At 42.1% G+C, this 15,162-nt stretch carries 19 protein-coding genes; 10 read left to right on the top strand and 9 right to left on the bottom strand.

The features are described from left to right. Positions 1-27: 27 nt before the first annotated feature. Both pflA and AC6HZ4_RS02880 read left to right on the top strand, forming a co-directional pair. On the top strand, positions 28-756 hold the full coding sequence (pflA, locus tag AC6HZ4_RS02875; protein ID WP_497493572.1) for a pyruvate formate-lyase-activating protein: 729 nt from the start codon (positions 28-30) through the stop codon (positions 754-756). Positions 757-1,248: 492 nt separating this feature from the next. After that, positions 1,249-2,400, top strand: coding sequence for a diglucosyl diacylglycerol synthase (locus AC6HZ4_RS02880; RefSeq protein ID WP_497493573.1), 1,152 nt, complete (start codon positions 1,249-1,251; stop codon positions 2,398-2,400). 572 nt (positions 2,401-2,972) lie between these two features. Here the strand turns inward: AC6HZ4_RS02880 and AC6HZ4_RS02885 are convergent. From AC6HZ4_RS02885 to AC6HZ4_RS02900, 4 genes are all read right to left on the bottom strand, one after another. Then, positions 2,973-3,101, bottom strand: coding sequence for a YfhE family protein (locus AC6HZ4_RS02885; RefSeq protein WP_497493574.1), 129 nt, complete (start codon positions 3,099-3,101; stop codon positions 2,973-2,975). Positions 3,102-3,167: 66 nt separating this feature from the next. Continuing rightward, positions 3,168-3,728 (bottom strand): GNAT family N-acetyltransferase, encoded by a 561-nt coding sequence (locus AC6HZ4_RS02890; RefSeq protein ID WP_497493575.1) that lies wholly within the window; start codon positions 3,726-3,728, stop codon positions 3,168-3,170. A 265-nt stretch (positions 3,729-3,993) separates the two neighbouring features. Beyond that, on the bottom strand, positions 3,994-5,118 hold the full coding sequence (locus tag AC6HZ4_RS02895) for an amidohydrolase (RefSeq protein WP_497493576.1): 1,125 nt from the start codon (positions 5,116-5,118) through the stop codon (positions 3,994-3,996). 10 nt (positions 5,119-5,128) lie between these two features. Continuing rightward, positions 5,129-6,028, bottom strand: a complete 900-nt coding sequence (locus AC6HZ4_RS02900; protein WP_497493577.1) for a TIGR01777 family oxidoreductase — start codon at positions 6,026-6,028, stop codon at positions 5,129-5,131. A 154-nt stretch (positions 6,029-6,182) separates the two neighbouring features. Between AC6HZ4_RS02900 and recX the strand changes: the two genes are divergently transcribed. Both recX and AC6HZ4_RS02910 read left to right on the top strand, forming a co-directional pair. Beyond that, positions 6,183-6,986: a recombination regulator RecX gene (recX, locus tag AC6HZ4_RS02905; protein WP_497493578.1), complete on the top strand. Its 804-nt coding sequence runs from the start codon at positions 6,183-6,185 to the stop codon at positions 6,984-6,986. Beyond that, positions 6,986-7,315 carry a YfhH family protein gene (locus AC6HZ4_RS02910; RefSeq protein WP_497493579.1) on the top strand — a complete coding sequence of 110 codons (330 nt, stop codon included), beginning with the start codon at positions 6,986-6,988 and terminating at the stop codon, positions 7,313-7,315. Before recX ends, AC6HZ4_RS02910 begins: the two co-directional genes overlap by 1 nt. Positions 7,316-7,374: 59 nt before the next feature. Here AC6HZ4_RS02910 and AC6HZ4_RS02915 read toward each other — a convergent pair whose 3' ends face one another. Further along, entirely contained in the window at positions 7,375-7,527 is a 153-nt protein-coding gene (locus AC6HZ4_RS02915) for a YpzG family protein (RefSeq protein WP_497493580.1), read from the bottom strand. A 15-nt stretch (positions 7,528-7,542) separates the two neighbouring features. Then, positions 7,543-7,704 carry a small, acid-soluble spore protein K gene (gene sspK / locus AC6HZ4_RS02920; RefSeq protein ID WP_497493581.1) on the bottom strand — a complete coding sequence of 54 codons (162 nt, stop codon included), beginning with the start codon at positions 7,702-7,704 and terminating at the stop codon, positions 7,543-7,545. A gap of 106 nt (positions 7,705-7,810) precedes the next feature. Between sspK and AC6HZ4_RS02925 the strand changes: the two genes are divergently transcribed. Further along, the gene (locus AC6HZ4_RS02925; protein WP_497493582.1) at positions 7,811-8,077 is read left to right on the top strand and encodes a YfhJ family protein; all 267 of its coding nucleotides are present in this window, start codon (positions 7,811-7,813) and stop codon (positions 8,075-8,077) included. 23 nt (positions 8,078-8,100) lie between these two features. On the opposite strand, the gene AC6HZ4_RS02930 is transcribed toward AC6HZ4_RS02925, so the two are convergent. Further along, positions 8,101-9,084 carry a metal-dependent hydrolase gene (locus AC6HZ4_RS02930; RefSeq protein WP_497493583.1) on the bottom strand — a complete coding sequence of 328 codons (984 nt, stop codon included), beginning with the start codon at positions 9,082-9,084 and terminating at the stop codon, positions 8,101-8,103. A 281-nt stretch (positions 9,085-9,365) separates the two neighbouring features. On the opposite strand from AC6HZ4_RS02930, the gene mutY reads away from it, so the two are divergent. Then, complete coding sequence (gene mutY, locus AC6HZ4_RS02935; protein WP_497493584.1) at positions 9,366-10,469, top strand: A/G-specific adenine glycosylase; 1,104 nt, start codon at positions 9,366-9,368, stop codon at positions 10,467-10,469. Between the two features lie 150 nt (positions 10,470-10,619). Here the strand turns inward: mutY and yfhS are convergent, their stop codons facing one another. Further along, entirely contained in the window at positions 10,620-10,844 is a 225-nt protein-coding gene (gene yfhS, locus AC6HZ4_RS02940; RefSeq protein ID WP_497493585.1) for a mother cell protein YfhS, read from the bottom strand. 141 nt (positions 10,845-10,985) lie between these two features. On the opposite strand from yfhS, the gene AC6HZ4_RS02945 reads away from it, so the two are divergent. The 4 genes from AC6HZ4_RS02945 to AC6HZ4_RS02960 all read left to right on the top strand — a co-directional run bounded on the left by AC6HZ4_RS02945 (position 10,986) and on the right by AC6HZ4_RS02960 (position 14,219). Further along, on the top strand, positions 10,986-11,183 hold the full coding sequence (locus AC6HZ4_RS02945) for a gamma-type small acid-soluble spore protein (protein WP_497493586.1): 198 nt from the start codon (positions 10,986-10,988) through the stop codon (positions 11,181-11,183). Between the two features lie 252 nt (positions 11,184-11,435). After that, positions 11,436-11,687 (top strand): YgaB family protein, encoded by a 252-nt coding sequence (locus AC6HZ4_RS02950; RefSeq protein ID WP_497493587.1) that lies wholly within the window; start codon positions 11,436-11,438, stop codon positions 11,685-11,687. A 117-nt stretch (positions 11,688-11,804) separates the two neighbouring features. Continuing rightward, positions 11,805-12,335: a nucleoside tri-diphosphate phosphatase gene (gene ntdP, locus AC6HZ4_RS02955; protein WP_497493588.1), complete on the top strand. Its 531-nt coding sequence runs from the start codon at positions 11,805-11,807 to the stop codon at positions 12,333-12,335. Between the two features lie 129 nt (positions 12,336-12,464). Further along, positions 12,465-14,219, top strand: a complete 1,755-nt coding sequence (locus AC6HZ4_RS02960) for an ABC transporter ATP-binding protein (protein ID WP_497495580.1) — start codon at positions 12,465-12,467, stop codon at positions 14,217-14,219. A 117-nt stretch (positions 14,220-14,336) separates the two neighbouring features. Here AC6HZ4_RS02960 and AC6HZ4_RS02965 read toward each other — a convergent pair whose 3' ends face one another. Beyond that, positions 14,337-15,155, bottom strand: coding sequence for an ABC transporter ATP-binding protein (locus AC6HZ4_RS02965; protein WP_497493589.1), 819 nt, complete (start codon positions 15,153-15,155; stop codon positions 14,337-14,339). Positions 15,156-15,162 lie beyond the last annotated feature (7 nt).

Below are 15,162 nucleotides of genomic sequence, written 5' to 3' on the forward strand. Positions count from 1 at the left end.
AGATTGTTTCTTTAGGGAGGAGCAGCGATGAAAGGTTATATTCATTCAATAGAATCATACGGAACGGTAGATGGTCCTGGTATTCGTTATATTGTATTTATGCAAGGATGTCTGCTGCGCTGTCAATATTGTCACAACCCAGACACGTGGGAATTTGGAAAGGGGAAGGAAGTCACTGTAGAAGAAATCATTGAGGATGCAAAAAGCTATCTTCCATTTATGGAGGCATCGGGAGGCGGCATTACTGTCAGCGGAGGAGAACCGCTTTTGCAAATTGATTTTTTGATTGAACTGTTTAAGGCGTGCAAGCAGCTCGGTATCCATACGACCATCGATTCTTCAGGGGGCTGCTATTCCGAGGATCAGGAATTTCAGTGCAAGCTCAAGGAATTGATGCTATACACAGATTTAATTCTGCTGGATCTGAAGCATATTGATTCTAAAAGGCATCGCAAGCTAACAGGAAAACCGAATGAACACATTTTAGAATTTGCCCGCTATTTATCTGATATTCGTAAGCCAGTATGGATTCGTCACGTACTCGTTCCCGGCATAACAGATCATGAGGAGGACTTGATGCGCTTATCAGCCTTTATTAACACGCTTGAGAATGTGGAAAAGATAGAAATTTTGCCATACCATCAGCTTGGAGTTTATAAGTGGGAGGCTCTCGGATTGAAGTATCCATTAGCTGGAGTAGAGCCGCCTGCGGAGGAAAATGTGAAGCGTGCGAAGGAACTCCTTATACGAAGCTAAGGAATGAACAAGGAAAGGGTGCTCCCAAAGTCGATGTATAGCGTGTCGTCTTTGGAAGCACCCTTTTTATCCTTTCTTATCTGGCTGCCAAGACAATCCAAACTCGCAATATTTAGTAAAAGGTAGAGCAAATGAGAAGAAAAGAGTATACTTAGGTGTATCGTGGTTATTCTAGTAGGCATCAGAAATGGAAAAGGGAATATATGGGTGAGATTATAGAAAGATAAAGGGAATTTTGAATTAAAGCAAGAATTTAAGAAGTAAGATAGCAAGTATGCTTTGTATAGACATCAAGTTGCGAAAGCATTTGTAGCTAAGTATAATGATGAAATAGTATAGTAGGATGAAGGGGTCCTATATGATGTGTTGCATATCCACGACAGGTATACAGCCGGCTGGGGGAAGATCCGGAATGTATGAAGATGTAGGAAATTCGTTTTAATACCATTGGAGCGGCGCTATTAAGAACCGTAAGCTAGGAGTGGATTTGTTTTGATCAACAACCCCAAGGTATTAATTTTAACGGCACATTACGGTAATGGTCATGTGCAAGTAGCAAAAACGTTAGAGGAAACGTTTCGGCAAAGAGGAGTACAAAATGTTATGGTATGTGATCTGTTCGCTGAGTCACATCCCGTGATTACAGATATTACGAGGTACTTATATTTAAAAAGCTATACAATTGGAAAAGAGCTCTATCGTTTGTTTTACTATGGTGTTGAGAAAATTTATGATAAAAAAATTGCAGCGTGGTATGCCAATTTCGGAAGAAAACGTTTAAAAGCCATTTTGCAGCTTGAAAAGCCTGATGTTGTGATTAATACATTTCCTATTATTGCAGTCCCTGAATTAAAAAAGCAAACAGGGATGGCTATTCCTGTATATAACGTGCTCACTGATTTTTGTCTCCATAAAATTTGGATTCATCATCATGTAGACCGTTATTTTGTGGCAACGGATACTGTGAAACAGATTATGGCAGAGATCGGTGTTCCTTCGGGACGAATTGCGGTAACCGGTATTCCAATTCGCCCGAGCTTTGAGGTTTCCATGATTTCTGATGCCCTTTATGCCAAGTATGGATTATCTTCCAGTAAGAAAACATTGTTGATTGTAGCCGGGGCACATGGTGTATTGGACAATGTAAAGGAGCTGTGTGAGTTATTTACAAACGTACCGCAGCTCCAGGTAGCTGTGGTATGTGGAAGAAACAAGCTGCTTCAGGAAGAACTAGAAGGACTAAGCAAGAAAAAGCCGGATGTACTCAAGGTGTTTGGTTATGTTGAGAAGTTAGACGAGCTATTTCGCATCGCCTCATGCCTCATTACCAAACCAGGCGGTATTACATTAAGTGAGGTAGCAGCCTTGCAGGTTCCCGTTGTGCTATACAAGCCAGTGCCTGGGCAGGAGCACGAAAATGCGCTCTATTTCGAAAGAAACGGAGCCGCTGTTGTCATTCGAGAAGAAGATGATATATTCTTAAAAACGAAGGAGCTACTGCAGGATGATAGCAAGCTGCGGCAAATGAGAGACGCGCTGCGGCGTATTTATCGTCCGTATTCTGCTTTTCGGATTGTAGACGCTGTTTTAACAGAAAACAGAGTACAGGAACAGCGGCACGTTCTTATGCAGCCTGTTCATTAATGACTAAGCCTTGCTTCCGTATGTATACGCGGCAAGGTTTTTTTTTGTACTTTAAGAGAGTATAACTTTCCAGCTGGATGCTCATTCGACGCAGGGGGAAATTTTAAGAATAAAGTGTAAGTGCAGCTACGCCTCTGTCTTCGTCTAAAGGCTTGCCAATTTGCGGGCCTTCTTTATAGGGCAGTTTGTTCCTCCGTAAGCAAAATGGGTGTATTTGCTTTTGTTTATCAAAAAATAGGAGATAACACCCCTTCCTTCGACCGAAGGAAGTCCCCTTGTGGGAAAGGAGCGTTAGCGAGCAGCTGGAGGATGGTTCAATCCTTTGGGGACAACAAAAGGTGAAAGGAATGCTTATCCACAACGAAAAAAGTAAAAAAAATCCAGCATTATGAAAATATTAACAGAATAATCCACATTATCCACAAAAATTACTATTTTTATCCACAAAATTAGGAACAAATAACCACAATTCTATCTCATATATGACTGGAACAGTAGTAAGTTATTCACAATTGTGAGAATTTTGTGGAAAAACTTATACACAAAAAAGAAAAAGAGCGAAAAGCCGCTCTTTAAAAAATACCCTTTGGTTTATAGCCTGCTGCACGATCAGCATTTCTAAATTCTCTTTGGTATAAGACCTCTTGTGTAGATGAAAGCTTACTTCTTGATTTTTCACGTTTCTTTTTTGCGCTATCCATGGTCATCACCTCCGATAACATAGTCATTACCTATGTTTTCCAATGTTACCGGGGCGTATACCATAATTAAGCTTCTTTCAAATGCTGTGCTTCATGAACCGTATTTCCTTCACGCATTGTATGCAGTGTATATTGATCCTTTGTAATCTCATATAAGTTGTAAATATCGCCGGTTGTGTTAATTTCCTCATATAGCGCTTTTCTTGATTCATTAGCTAGTGTGACGTACGGAAGCTTCTCTGCAGCCTTCATAGAACGGATATTGTGCTTGCGGATTTTCATGAAAATCGCTTTAATTCCCAGCTCAAAAAATACTTCATGGAAAAAGGCATCCTTTGCCGGTTTATTGTATCCTTGACCGTGATATGGCTTACCCAGCCACGTTCCTAAAAAGCCGGCATTATCTTGAATATCAAACAGAGAAATTGTACCGATTGGATTTCCCCACTCATCTAAAATCGTACGGGAGATTAACTCTCCGCGCTCTTCTGCTTCTATTGTTTGTTTAGTCAAAAACAAAAACTCGTCGTAGCAATATACTTTTTGACGTACAAAAGGGAAGACTTCAGGGTGCACCAGCAGGTCATATAAAGCGTGGCATTCTTGCAGGTCGCGTTTTTTTAACATTTTGCATCCTCCTTTAAGCGAGGGCAGAACGTTCGTGTAGTTTGACAGACTACACCCCACCCTCGAAATTTTTTATATCAAGCATTTAAAAAAATTTCGGGGTGGGAATCGAACCCACTAGAACCAGACCTGAATGCTGGTGGCGCACCATTTGCCTTCCCCATTCATCAATTTGAAAAAAGTAAAATGTGACAAATTGATTATGGTTGTATGTGGTTTATACAAAGTTATAATACTTTATCTTGTTAAGGAACAGAAACATGCTTTATGTGTTTTTTTTGTAAATAATTCTCCCATCTATCATCGTAAGAAAGGGTTTTGCCAAATAATGAAACGGATGGTGTGACCAAAGTACGATATCCGCATCCTTTCCTGCTTCAAGGCTGCCGATGCGATGATCAAGCCTTAGATTTCTGGCGGCATTAATTGTAATGCCTTCAAGAGCAGTTTGCTCCTCTAACCCTTCCCGAACGGCAAGGGCGGCACAAAGATTTAAGTATTGTATTGGTGTGTACGGATGGTCGGTTGTAATTGAAATCTCAACGCCGTAGTCTGCCAATACCTGATATGTTTTCCACGACTTATTTTTTAGTTCAATTTTTGACTTGCGAGTCAACGTGGGGCCGACGCAAACCTTTAAATTGCGTCCTGCTAATTCTTCTGCAATGAGATGACCTTCTGTACAGTGCTCAATGCGCAGATCAAGACGAAATTCATCCGCAAGGCGGATGGCAGAGAGAATATCGTCGGCGCGATGCGCGTGAATACGAACAGGGATTTCTCTCTTTAATGCTTTGATAAGAGGGAGCATACCAAAGTCAGCTTCATTTCCGTAGTTTTTTGCTTCATAAAATGCCTCCCGAAGCATCCCCATAATTCCCATTCGCGTGATGGATTCCTTGTTGCCATGGCTATGCACACGTTTGGGATTCTCGCCGAGAGCCATCTTTAATCCAGCTGGCTCCTGCACAAGCATCTTATCGATACTTTTGCCTGTTGTTTTAATGACGCACGTCGTTCCACCGATAATATTTTGGCTGCCGGGCAGAACGTGAACAGTTGTGACACCGCTTTGAACGGCATCCTGAAAACCGATATCTAGGGGATAAATACCATCCATAGATCGGATATGCGGAGTCAGAACTTCAACAGTCTCGTTTGCATCGTTTCCAGCCCAGCCGGTTCCTTCATCATATAGCCCCAGATGTGTGTGTACATCAATAAAGCCAGGTAAAAGATAAAGGCCTCGTGCATCAATTACTTCCATATCCTGAGTTTGTTCAATGAATGGTGCGACTGCTTTAATTTTGTTGTTTTCTACTAATACGTCTCCTTGCAGTTTCGCGGATGTAATGGGATAAACAGTTGCTTGCTTAAATACAATCTTCATTTCAAACTCCTTACTTCAATAGGTCTGTCAGAGCATCTTCAAGATTAGAGTACGAGTACATGTATCCATGGTGTATGGATTTTTCAGGAAGAACCCTTTGGCCATCCAATACAAGTGTACTCATTTCGCCGAGTCGGATTCGAAGTGGGAAGGAAGGAATTGGAAAGTAATGCGGCTTTCGTAATACTTTCGCGATTGTCTTTCCAAAATCCTGCATCGTAACAGGCTCTGGTGCTGTAAGATTGAGAGCACCTTGAATCGCTTCATTTTCGAGTGCAAAGGCGATTATTTTTATCACATCGTCGATATGAATCCAAGAAAGCCACTGCTTTCCAGAACCGATTGTTCCGCCTATAAAAAGCTTATAAGGCAGAACCATCCTTGGCAGTGCGCCTCCTTTTCGACCGAGTACAATGCCGAAGCGTGTATAAACGGTTCGCATCCCCAGCAGTTGTGCATGAGAAGCTTCTTCTTCCCAACGAACGACTGTTGTTGCAAGAAAGTCTGTACCATGTGTTATCGACGCTTCTGTAAAGGTTTGGTCAAGAGAGGTACCATAGTAGCCGATCGCGCTTGCATTTACGAATATTCGCGGACGGCGTGAAAGCTTTGTAAGCTGATAAATAATTCCTTTTGTTGTCTTGATTCTACTCGTCATAATTTGCGATTTCTTCTGCTGTGTCCATCGGCCGCTATTAATTGGTTCCCCCGCAAGATTAATGAGCGCATCAATACCAGAGAGAGGAAACGTCTCGTCTTCTGCACTCCATTGAACGAAGCGTATGCTTGGTCTTGTAGATGTAAGCTTTGCACTTCGCGTTAAAATATACACAGTATGTCCTTTGCCGGCAAGATGAGCTGCTAAGGCGCTGCCGATGAACCCTGTGCCTCCTGAGATGGCAATCTCCAAGGAAATCCCTCCTAACTTATATATATGAAAAGAGATAGAATTTGACTCGCCTATGAGAAAATAAAATTGTGCTAGTACGTGATAAATTAGGCTATGCGCCGCCGTGAACCTGGTTGAAAAAGTCATGCTATAATGTGATTATGAGGTGAAAACAATGGCTATCATTACGAAGATTCAGGTGCAAAAAAATGATAAAGAGCGTTACAATATTTACATAGATAAAGGATCGGGTGAAGAATACGGCTTTAGCGTAGACGGGCATACGCTCGTGAAATATAACCTAAGAAAAGGAATGGAAGTAGATGAGTTTGAGCTTTCCACTATTTTGTTTGACGAAGAGGTACGAAAAGCATATTTACAAGCTATTTCATACTTGTCCTATCAAATGCGCACCAAGCAGGAGGTAGAAGAGCAGCTGCGCAAAAAAGAAATCGGACAAGCTATTATCAACGAAGTTATTGCAAAGCTGACAGAGGAAGCATACATCAATGACAAGGAATATGCGCTTGCTTACGTACGTACACAAAGCAATGTCGGTTTAAAGGGACCGCAGCGCATCACACGTGAATTACAAGAAAAAGGAGTGGATTCTTCCATCATTATCAATAGTTTACATGAATATTCCAAGGATAAGCAAATAACTAATGCTGTTATGCTTTGTAAGAAAAAGAAAAAAACATATAGAAATGTTTCCGCTCTGCAGATGAGACAAAAGCTGGAAGAAATGCTTATTCGTAAAGGGTATACAAGGGACGTAGTTAATATTTGTCTAGAAGAGCTGGAGGAGCCGGAAACAGATGCTGAGTGGGAGGCTGTGCTATATCAGGGGCAAAAATATCACGAGAAATACAAGAAATACAGCGGCTGGGAGTATGAAACAAAGATAAAGGGCGCACTATACCGAAAAGGGTTTTCGTTAGAGCTAATCGAACGATTTTTAAGGGAGAGGGAAGAATAGTGAATATTCCAAAGAGATACAGCGAAATGTCAGAGTACGAACTGCATAAGGAGATACGAGAGCTCAAGGAGAAGGCAACGAAGGCTGAGCAAATGGGCATGATAAATGAATATGAGGTGCTTACACGGAAAATGGCGATGGCCAAAGCTTACATGGCCAATATAAACGACTTTCAGGTGGGAGAAACGTATGAGCTTCTAGAGGAACCAGGTACTCATTTTACTATCACATATTTCAATGGTGTGTTTGCCTGGGGGTATCGAGAGGGGCAGCAGGGGGAAGAGGCGGGTATCCCGATTTCATTATTAAAAAAACGAGAGAAGCGGTAAGCTCTCTCGTTTTAAACGGTGTTTCTACTAACAGCAGAGGTCTACTCCGCTTTTCGAGATTACCAGCGATGGGCTTTTGCGTTGCTTCGCAGGATAATATTTGTTTGCGACGGTTCTGTTTGTCCGTTAATTTGTGATTTTTGACGTTTTGGGCGTGTCCACGTACTCATAAACAATTCAGAACGTTGGTCTACTCGCTCATGATAGCTCATCCTGTCACCTCGTTGTTAGGATTGGTGGTTAGGGTTAGAAGCGCGCATACGCTCTTGCGGATGCGTGTTAATCGTACCGTCAGGACGTTTTGAGGCAAAGCGTGCTTTTGCCCGTGTCGTTTCATCTGATTGGCCTCTACTATGGCGTTCAGAAGACGTTCCTATATGTGTACCCAAGGAGAAGACCCCCTTATGTGGAATTGTGATACCGAAGTATCATTTATAGAATGCGTTAAGGCGGAATAGAATATGTGAGATGAAAGATGCCAAAGGAGTGAAATTAATGAAGGAAGCAATAGAACGTTTAATTAATCTGCTTTTAGAGAAAAACGAGGCGCTGTCATACGCGCAAGCACGCGCCTGGGTGGAGCTGCTATGGGAGGATTTTGAAGCCACCTATGCCAGAGCGGGACAGTATAATGGAATGGATAGAACAGAGCATGTTGTAAAAACATGGATTGAAAACCATGGGGGAAGGCTGCACGAAATTCAAACGAACAACCCTAAGTATAAGCATTTATTGAATCGAAATGATTATTTAACGCATTAAAGAGCGGTCCTAGAGGCCGCTCTTTAATTTGGAACAAGTTCTAATTTTTTGCGCAGCTTCTCTTCGCTGAAAATCCAGCCTGTGTATGAGCTGACGATTCGTAAGTCTTTGTCAAGTTGTACAATTGCTACAAACGGGTAATAGTCTTTGCTTCGATATCGCAAATCAATAAAGCGGACCTCATAGTGGTCATCATAATCAAATATGTCCCAGCGATACACGGGTGAGAATGACAGAAATGCTGAAATGTTTACATCCTTTTGCGCAGCTTGAATGATCTCGTTATCCGGCAGAGGAACGCGCTCAAATTTATCATGTACCATAATGCTTCCGCGGTAAAAGCGTGCAACGTAATAGTACTGATCTGTTACAATGGCAAGATGATAGTGATAAAAGCGGTATGTCGGCGAGATGATAACCTGCTCTACATTTTTAAATCGTTTTCGGACGATGCTTTCAATGTTTGTTCTCATCACAAAACGGCCGATATAATACATAAGCGTTAGTGCATAAGCAGCGATTCCAATAAGTCCTTTCCTTCCATCAGCTGTAATAATCAGTATAGCTCCAAATGCATGGATTAGGAAGATAACGACATCAAACGTATTAATAACGCCAAGTGCAACCCATTTTCTTGTAAAGGGCCGCAGCGCTTGGGTCCCATAGGCATTAAAAATATCGACAAATACATGAAGAAACACTGCGATAAAGGACCAAATAAGAAGATGGAGATACGGAACGCTTGAGAATAATGCAAATGCTGTTCCGCTTACAATAAATGACCAAAGAAGCACCGCGGGAATAGAATGTGTGATGCCTCGATGGTTGCGAATGTACTTCGCATTATTCCGCAGCTTTAAAACCGTGTCAATGTCAGGAATATTTGAGCCGACAATTGTGGCGAACATGACAGCTTGTGGTCCGAAGTCGCTTTGCGCGATAACAGGATCAAGTGTAGCAAGCCCTCCGAGCGTAATGCCCATCATTAAATGCGTGGCTGTGTCCATAATGAGACGACCTCCATTTTCATACGCTTTTTCTTTACTGTACTCTTTTGTTTTCTTCCGAGCAAGCCCCTTGCCTGTAATTTCCATTTACAAAACATTTAGGCATTCTAACGGAATTCTTTATAATATTATTTATATGCTAAAAAGAAGGTTCTCATAGGAGCTATGAACAGTTAATTTTATTTTGTATAAAAGTAAAGTATATAAAACCGTACCTTTAAAGGCTTTTATATGGCTGGTTACTTGTTTTTCAGCTCAAGCGGATCTAGAGGGGGATTAATTTGAAACAAAATTTGGATATTTTGGATACATTTGATATACGTGCATTTCAGCATGATTTAATTAGTTGGTTTGAGGCAGAGCAACGTGACCTGCCTTGGCGTATCAATAAGGATCCGTATCGTGTATGGGTCTCGGAAATTATGCTTCAGCAAACAAGGGTAGAAGCAGTAAAGCCATTTTACAAAAATTTCATGGAAAAGTTTCCGACGCTGGAGGCATTGGCAGAAGCTCATGAAGATGAGGTATTAAAGGCTTGGGAAGGACTCGGCTATTATTCCCGCGCCCGCAACCTTCATGCAGCAGTAAAGGAGGTAAAGGAGCAATACGGGGGGAGAGTTCCGAATACAGCAAAGGAGATTGGAAAGCTAAAAGGAGTTGGGCCGTATACGCAAGGTGCGATTTTAAGCATTGCCTATGATGTACCCGAGCCGGCAGTAGACGGAAATGTTATGCGTGTTATGTCTCGTATTTTATCTATTTGGGATGATATTGCAAAGCCGAAAACAAGAAAGCTGTTTGAGGATATCATTCGCGAAGTGATTTCTAAAGACAATCCATCATACTTTAATCAGGGTCTGATGGAGCTTGGTGCTCTAATCTGCATCCCTAAAAATCCATCCTGCCTTCTTTGTCCCGTACGCAGTCATTGCCGTGCTTTCCATGAGGGTGCACAAAAGGAACTTCCTGTAAAAAGCAAAGCGAAGGAGCCTAAAGTGATTCCTATTGTTGCCGGTCTATTTCGTACAAACAGCGGCGGCTATATCGTTAATAAGCGTCCCAAAACAGGCCTTCTTGCGAATATGTGGGAATTTCCAAATGTAGAAGTGCATGAAGGGATAAGCAGCCATAAGCAGCAGCTCACCTATTACATGCAGGAAACATTCGGGATTGAGGTAAGTGTGGACGAGTATGCCGCAAGTGTTCAGCATTCTTTTACACATCGTACTTGGGAGATTTTTGTCTTTTTCGGTACAGTAGAAGGGAATATAGAGGAGACAGATATGCTAAAGGTTCTAACGCCAGAACAGTTTGAGCAATACACGTTCTCTCGTTCGCATAAAACGATTTTCGAGGACTGCATCAAGAAAGCCAGCCTTTTCTAAGGGCTGGCTTATTTAATTAAGAAAAGAAAGTATAATTTTTTATGAGGACACTGACCTGCTTGCCGTGGGAAAGAACTCTGCCTACTGAGACAAAAGTGCCCCAATAGAGGACTGTCCCCTTCACGAGCAAATTGGATCATGTCGCTCTTCTTAGTCATACGTAATTTTTGTCCCGTGCGTCCAGTCTGCTTCATGCCGCTGCAGACCGCCGCGGCCTTCGATTTCCATGATAATTTCTTTATACATTGTTTGGCCTTCCACGTTCAAATATGGCAGCATTTGCTGCAAGGAATGATGGAAATACACAAGCTCCTCCTTTTTCCACTCATTTTTCGGAGTCATTGATAATTCAGTCATATCTCGCCCTATATACATAAAATCTCTCCCTTATCCTGTTTGTTTTAGTTTGAATGATGAGTGGAAATCATATGCTCAAAAAATTATGGCTTCGGGGAAATTTTCTCAGGATATGAAAAGAACTGTCTGGTTATATTATCTCTTGTGGAGGTGATAATAATGAACAAGCAACAAGGCTTTGGTAAAACAGCTTCTGGAACTAGCATTCAAAAAGTGAAGCAAGCAAACGCTGGCTATGGTGCTGAATTTTCTGCTGAGACAGATGTTCAACAAGTAAGACAACAAAACGCACAAGCTGAAGCGCGCAAAGCGCAAAATTCTGGTAACTTCGGTTCCCAGTCTCAATCCCAACAATAATGGCGAGGGCACTCTCTTTTTCAGGGAGTGCCTTTTTCATTGTGAAGAACACACGGAAGCTTCCTTGAATCGGCTTTGCCAGAGCCGCGTGTTTTGTGCATGAATTGTTTGTCTGTCGGGGTTAACCAAGGCGCTTGCGCTTTTTCTTATAAACGACATAACTTCTTATTGCTCAACAAATGTAGTCAAAGGAAAAACTCCACGGGAGGAGAATTCTTTTTATAAATACTTTACTGCAGGGGAGAGAAAAGCGTGAAGCAGTTCGACCTTCTTGTAAGCGAACAGTTAAAAACGATGGATCAGCTTTTGGATTTGCAAACGGAATTAGAGCGGTATAAGAGCTTGGAATACTTACGGGAGCAGGAACGGGATGAGGAAGGTCTGCAAGAGCTGCGGATAGAAATTCAGAAGAGGCAGAAGGAGCTTCAGCTGCTTCATCAAACCTTTGAGCAGCAAACCAAGCAGGTTATTGAATCATTCCAGCAAGAGAAAAGTTATACATAATTCAGAAGCCGCCCGTCATCCGAGCGGCTCTGTGTTTTAAAATGTGATGATAACCGTTATAATAGAAAGAAAAGCTCATTATAGAAGCAGCTTCCAAAATGAAAGAAGGGAGAAAACATGGGGTTTCCGAATGAAGGAGAAAAAATACAAATACATAGCTACAAGCATAATGGCTTTATTCATCGAATTTGGGAGGAGACAACGGTTCTGAAAGGGACGTCAAGTGTTGTGATCGGAGCAAATGACCGCACACTTGTAACAGAATCAGATGGAAGAACCTGGATAACGAGAGAGCCAGCCATTTGCTATTTTCATGGCAGTCAATGGTTTAATATTATCGGGATGCTAAGACAGGATGGCGTATATTATTACTGTAATCTTAGCTCTCCGTTTGCTTACGACGAGGAGGCCCTGAAATATATTGATTATGATTTAGATATCAAGGTATATCCTGATATGACGTACACGCTGTTAGATGAGGACGAGTACGAGAAGCACCGTAGAATGATGAGCTATCCAGATGTAATCGATACGATTCTAAAGCGTAATGTAGAGCAATTAACGCAGTGGATTCATCAGAGAAAAGGGCCGTTTGCACCGGATTTCATTGATATATGGTACGAACGGTATTTGACATACAGGGAGTAGAGAAGCCTGCTGGATGATGTTTTGGCAGGTTTTCTTCATAAGAAATAAGAAGGTGTGGGGCGGCATTTGGTTACCACAGGCAGCTTGCACTTTTCTTATATTCATGGGGAGAAACGGGTGGTGAGTAAAATGGGTGGTATAAAGCGGTATCTGCAATTTGTAAAGCCGTACAAGTGGCAAATTGGAGCGACTATTATCATCGGCTTAATTAAATTTGGAATTCCTCTTATTTTACCGCTTTTGTTGAAGCATATTATTGATGATATTATTCAAGGATCCGGCTCATTGGACGATAAAACAACAGAGCTTCTCACGGTAATGGGGGCGGCATTTTTTATTTTTGCTGTGCTTCGTCCGCCGATTGAATATTACCGCCAATATTTTGCACAAAGCATCGCAAGTAAGGTGCTTTATGATTTGCGGAAAGCGATTTTTGATCATTTGCAAAAGCTGAGTCTCCGTTATTATTCTAATACGAAAACAGGGGAAGTTATTTCGCGTACCATTAACGATGTAGAGCAAACAAAGGATTTTGTAATCACAGGTTTGATGAATGTTTGGCTCGATACGGCAACGATTTTTATTGCGATTGCGGTTATGTTCTCTATGAGCGGAAAGCTCACATTGATTGCATTGCTTGTGTTGCCTGTTTATGTGGTGGCAGTCAAATATTTTTTCGGTCGTCTGCGGCAATTGACGAGAGCACGCTCTCAAGCGTTAGCTTCGATGCAGGCTTATTTGCATGAACGTATTCAAGGTATTTCAGTTACGCGCAGCTTTGCATTAGAGGAGTACGAGAAGAAGCAGTTTAAGGGGAAGAATGGGGAGTTTCTGACAAGAGCACTTTCTCACACGAGCTGGACAGCTAAAACCTTTGCTTCTGTGAATACTTTAACAGATTTAGGCCCCCTTATCGTGATTGGTTTTACAGCGTACCAAGTGCTTCACGGGCAGCTTACATTAGGAACGATGGTCGCCTTTATTGGATACATGGACAGCTTATACAATCCGCTGCGCCGACTCGTAAACTCATCTACAACGTTAACGCAGTCATTTGCATCAATGGATCGCGTGTTTGAATTACTTGATGAACCATATGAGATTGTGAATCGTCCTGTTTGCGTGGAAAAGGATCATATGAGTGGAGCTGTATCATTTCGGGATGTGTCCTTTCGCTATAATCCCAAGGATCCAGATGTGTTAAGAAATATTTCTTTAAGCATTGAGCCTGGTGAAAAGGTAGCGCTCGTTGGATTGAGCGGCGGCGGAAAATCTTCGCTTGTTAGTCTGCTTCCGCGTTTTTATGATGTGACAGAGGGGAAGATTACGATCGACGGCATTGATGTTCGTGACTATGATTTGAAAAATCTGCGCAGTCATATTGGGATTGTGATGCAGGACAATATTTTATTCAGCGATACGATTCGTTCCAATATTTTATATGGAAGGCCAGAAGCGACTGAGAAAGAAATGATTGAAGCGGCCAAGGCTGCTCATGCGCATGAGTTTATTACCGAACTGCCGGATGGCTATAATACAATTGTTGGCGAAAGAGGGGTAAAGCTGTCTGGAGGACAGAGGCAGCGTGTTGCAATTGCCCGTGTCTTTTTGAAAAATCCATCTCTGCTGATTCTGGATGAAGCAACATCCGCGCTTGACTTGGAAAATGAGAAATATATACAAGAGGCGTTAAATATTCTGGCAAAGGACCGGACTACATTGATAATTGCACACCGGCTTTCTACTATCACACATGTGGATAAAATTGTATATTTGCAGGATGGGGAGATTAAAGAAGTCGGCACGCATGAGGAACTAATGGAACGGCATGGATTTTATTATAACCTCTACCACATTCAGAAGGTGGAGTACATAGAACAGTAAAAGCTCCGCCTGGTGCGGAGTTTTTTCATGGTTATAAATGGGGAAGCTTCAAATTCTCAGCTATGAGGAAATAAACAACGGAGCATAGATTAGAATATGCTCCGTTGTGAAAACAGTTTATTCTAGCGCAATTGTTTTTTGCGGGAATAAGTATCGTCCTTTTCCGTATGGAATACAAAGAGGTGTGCCGAAGATTGGATCAGTTATCACTTCGCAGCTCATCCGAAATACATCATTCACCAGCCTCTGATCAATGATAACCTCTGGCTGCCCCTGCGCATATACAGTTTTATTACGAATAGCCACAATATGATGTGCATAGCGGCACGCCAGGTTTAAATCATGAAGCACCATGACAATTGTACGATTTTCCTTTTCGTTTAAATTAAACAGCAGGTCTAGTATTTCAATTTGGTGCGTCATATCCAGATAGGTAGTCGGTTCATCAAGCAGGATGATGTCTGTGTCTTGAGCCAATGTCATCGCGATCCAGGCACGTTGCCGCTGCCCCCCGGAGAGGGAGTCCACTTGCCTGTCGGCTAAGTCGCTCATCCCGGTTGCTTCTAACGCCTGCTGTACGCTTTCTTCATCCTGTTCTGACCATTGCTTCAACCAAGTCTGGTACGGATAACGGCCTTGTTTAACAAGCTGAAGGACGGTCAACCCCTCCGGTGCAGTTGGTCCTTGCGGCAAAATAGCAAGCTGCTTTGCTACTTCCTTTGTTGAACGCTTTTCAATTGCCTCTCCTTCAAGTAAAACAGCACCGGAAGAAGGCTTTAATAGGCGCGCCAGTGAGCGAAGCAACGTTGACTTGCCGCACCCGTTTCCTCCAATAAACACAGTAATTTTTCCTTTTGGGATGGTTAGATCTAGCTCATCTATAATAATCGAATTACCATATGATAATGTTAATTCTTTTGTTTTTAAGGCATCCATAGATACA

The sequence above is a fragment of the Ectobacillus sp. OTK genome (genome assembly GCF_059698935.1).

Excerpts from the sequence above, each read along its gene's own strand:
- pflA (WP_497493572.1), top strand. The coding sequence starts at position 28 with ATGAAAGGTTATATTCATTCAATAGAATCATACGGAACGGTAGATGGT.
- AC6HZ4_RS02885 (WP_497493574.1), bottom strand. The coding sequence starts at position 3,101 with ATGGATAGCGCAAAAAAGAAACGTGAAAAATCAAGAAGTAAGCTTTCA.
- AC6HZ4_RS02890 (WP_497493575.1), bottom strand. The coding sequence starts at position 3,728 with ATGTTAAAAAAACGCGACCTGCAAGAATGCCACGCTTTATATGACCTG.
- AC6HZ4_RS02895 (WP_497493576.1), bottom strand. The coding sequence starts at position 5,118 with ATGAAGATTGTATTTAAGCAAGCAACTGTTTATCCCATTACATCCGCG.
- recX (WP_497493578.1), top strand. The coding sequence starts at position 6,183 with ATGGCTATCATTACGAAGATTCAGGTGCAAAAAAATGATAAAGAGCGT.
- AC6HZ4_RS02915 (WP_497493580.1), bottom strand. The coding sequence starts at position 7,527 with ATGAGCTATCATGAGCGAGTAGACCAACGTTCTGAATTGTTTATGAGT.
- AC6HZ4_RS02925 (WP_497493582.1), top strand. The coding sequence starts at position 7,811 with ATGAAGGAAGCAATAGAACGTTTAATTAATCTGCTTTTAGAGAAAAAC.
- AC6HZ4_RS02930 (WP_497493583.1), bottom strand. The coding sequence starts at position 9,084 with ATGGACACAGCCACGCATTTAATGATGGGCATTACGCTCGGAGGGCTT.
- yfhS (WP_497493585.1), bottom strand. The coding sequence starts at position 10,844 with ATGTATATAGGGCGAGATATGACTGAATTATCAATGACTCCGAAAAAT.
- AC6HZ4_RS02945 (WP_497493586.1), top strand. The coding sequence starts at position 10,986 with ATGAACAAGCAACAAGGCTTTGGTAAAACAGCTTCTGGAACTAGCATT.
- ntdP (WP_497493588.1), top strand. The coding sequence starts at position 11,805 with ATGGGGTTTCCGAATGAAGGAGAAAAAATACAAATACATAGCTACAAG.
- AC6HZ4_RS02960 (WP_497495580.1), top strand. The coding sequence starts at position 12,465 with ATGGGTGGTATAAAGCGGTATCTGCAATTTGTAAAGCCGTACAAGTGG.
- AC6HZ4_RS02965 (WP_497493589.1), bottom strand. The coding sequence starts at position 15,155 with ATGGATGCCTTAAAAACAAAAGAATTAACATTATCATATGGTAATTCG.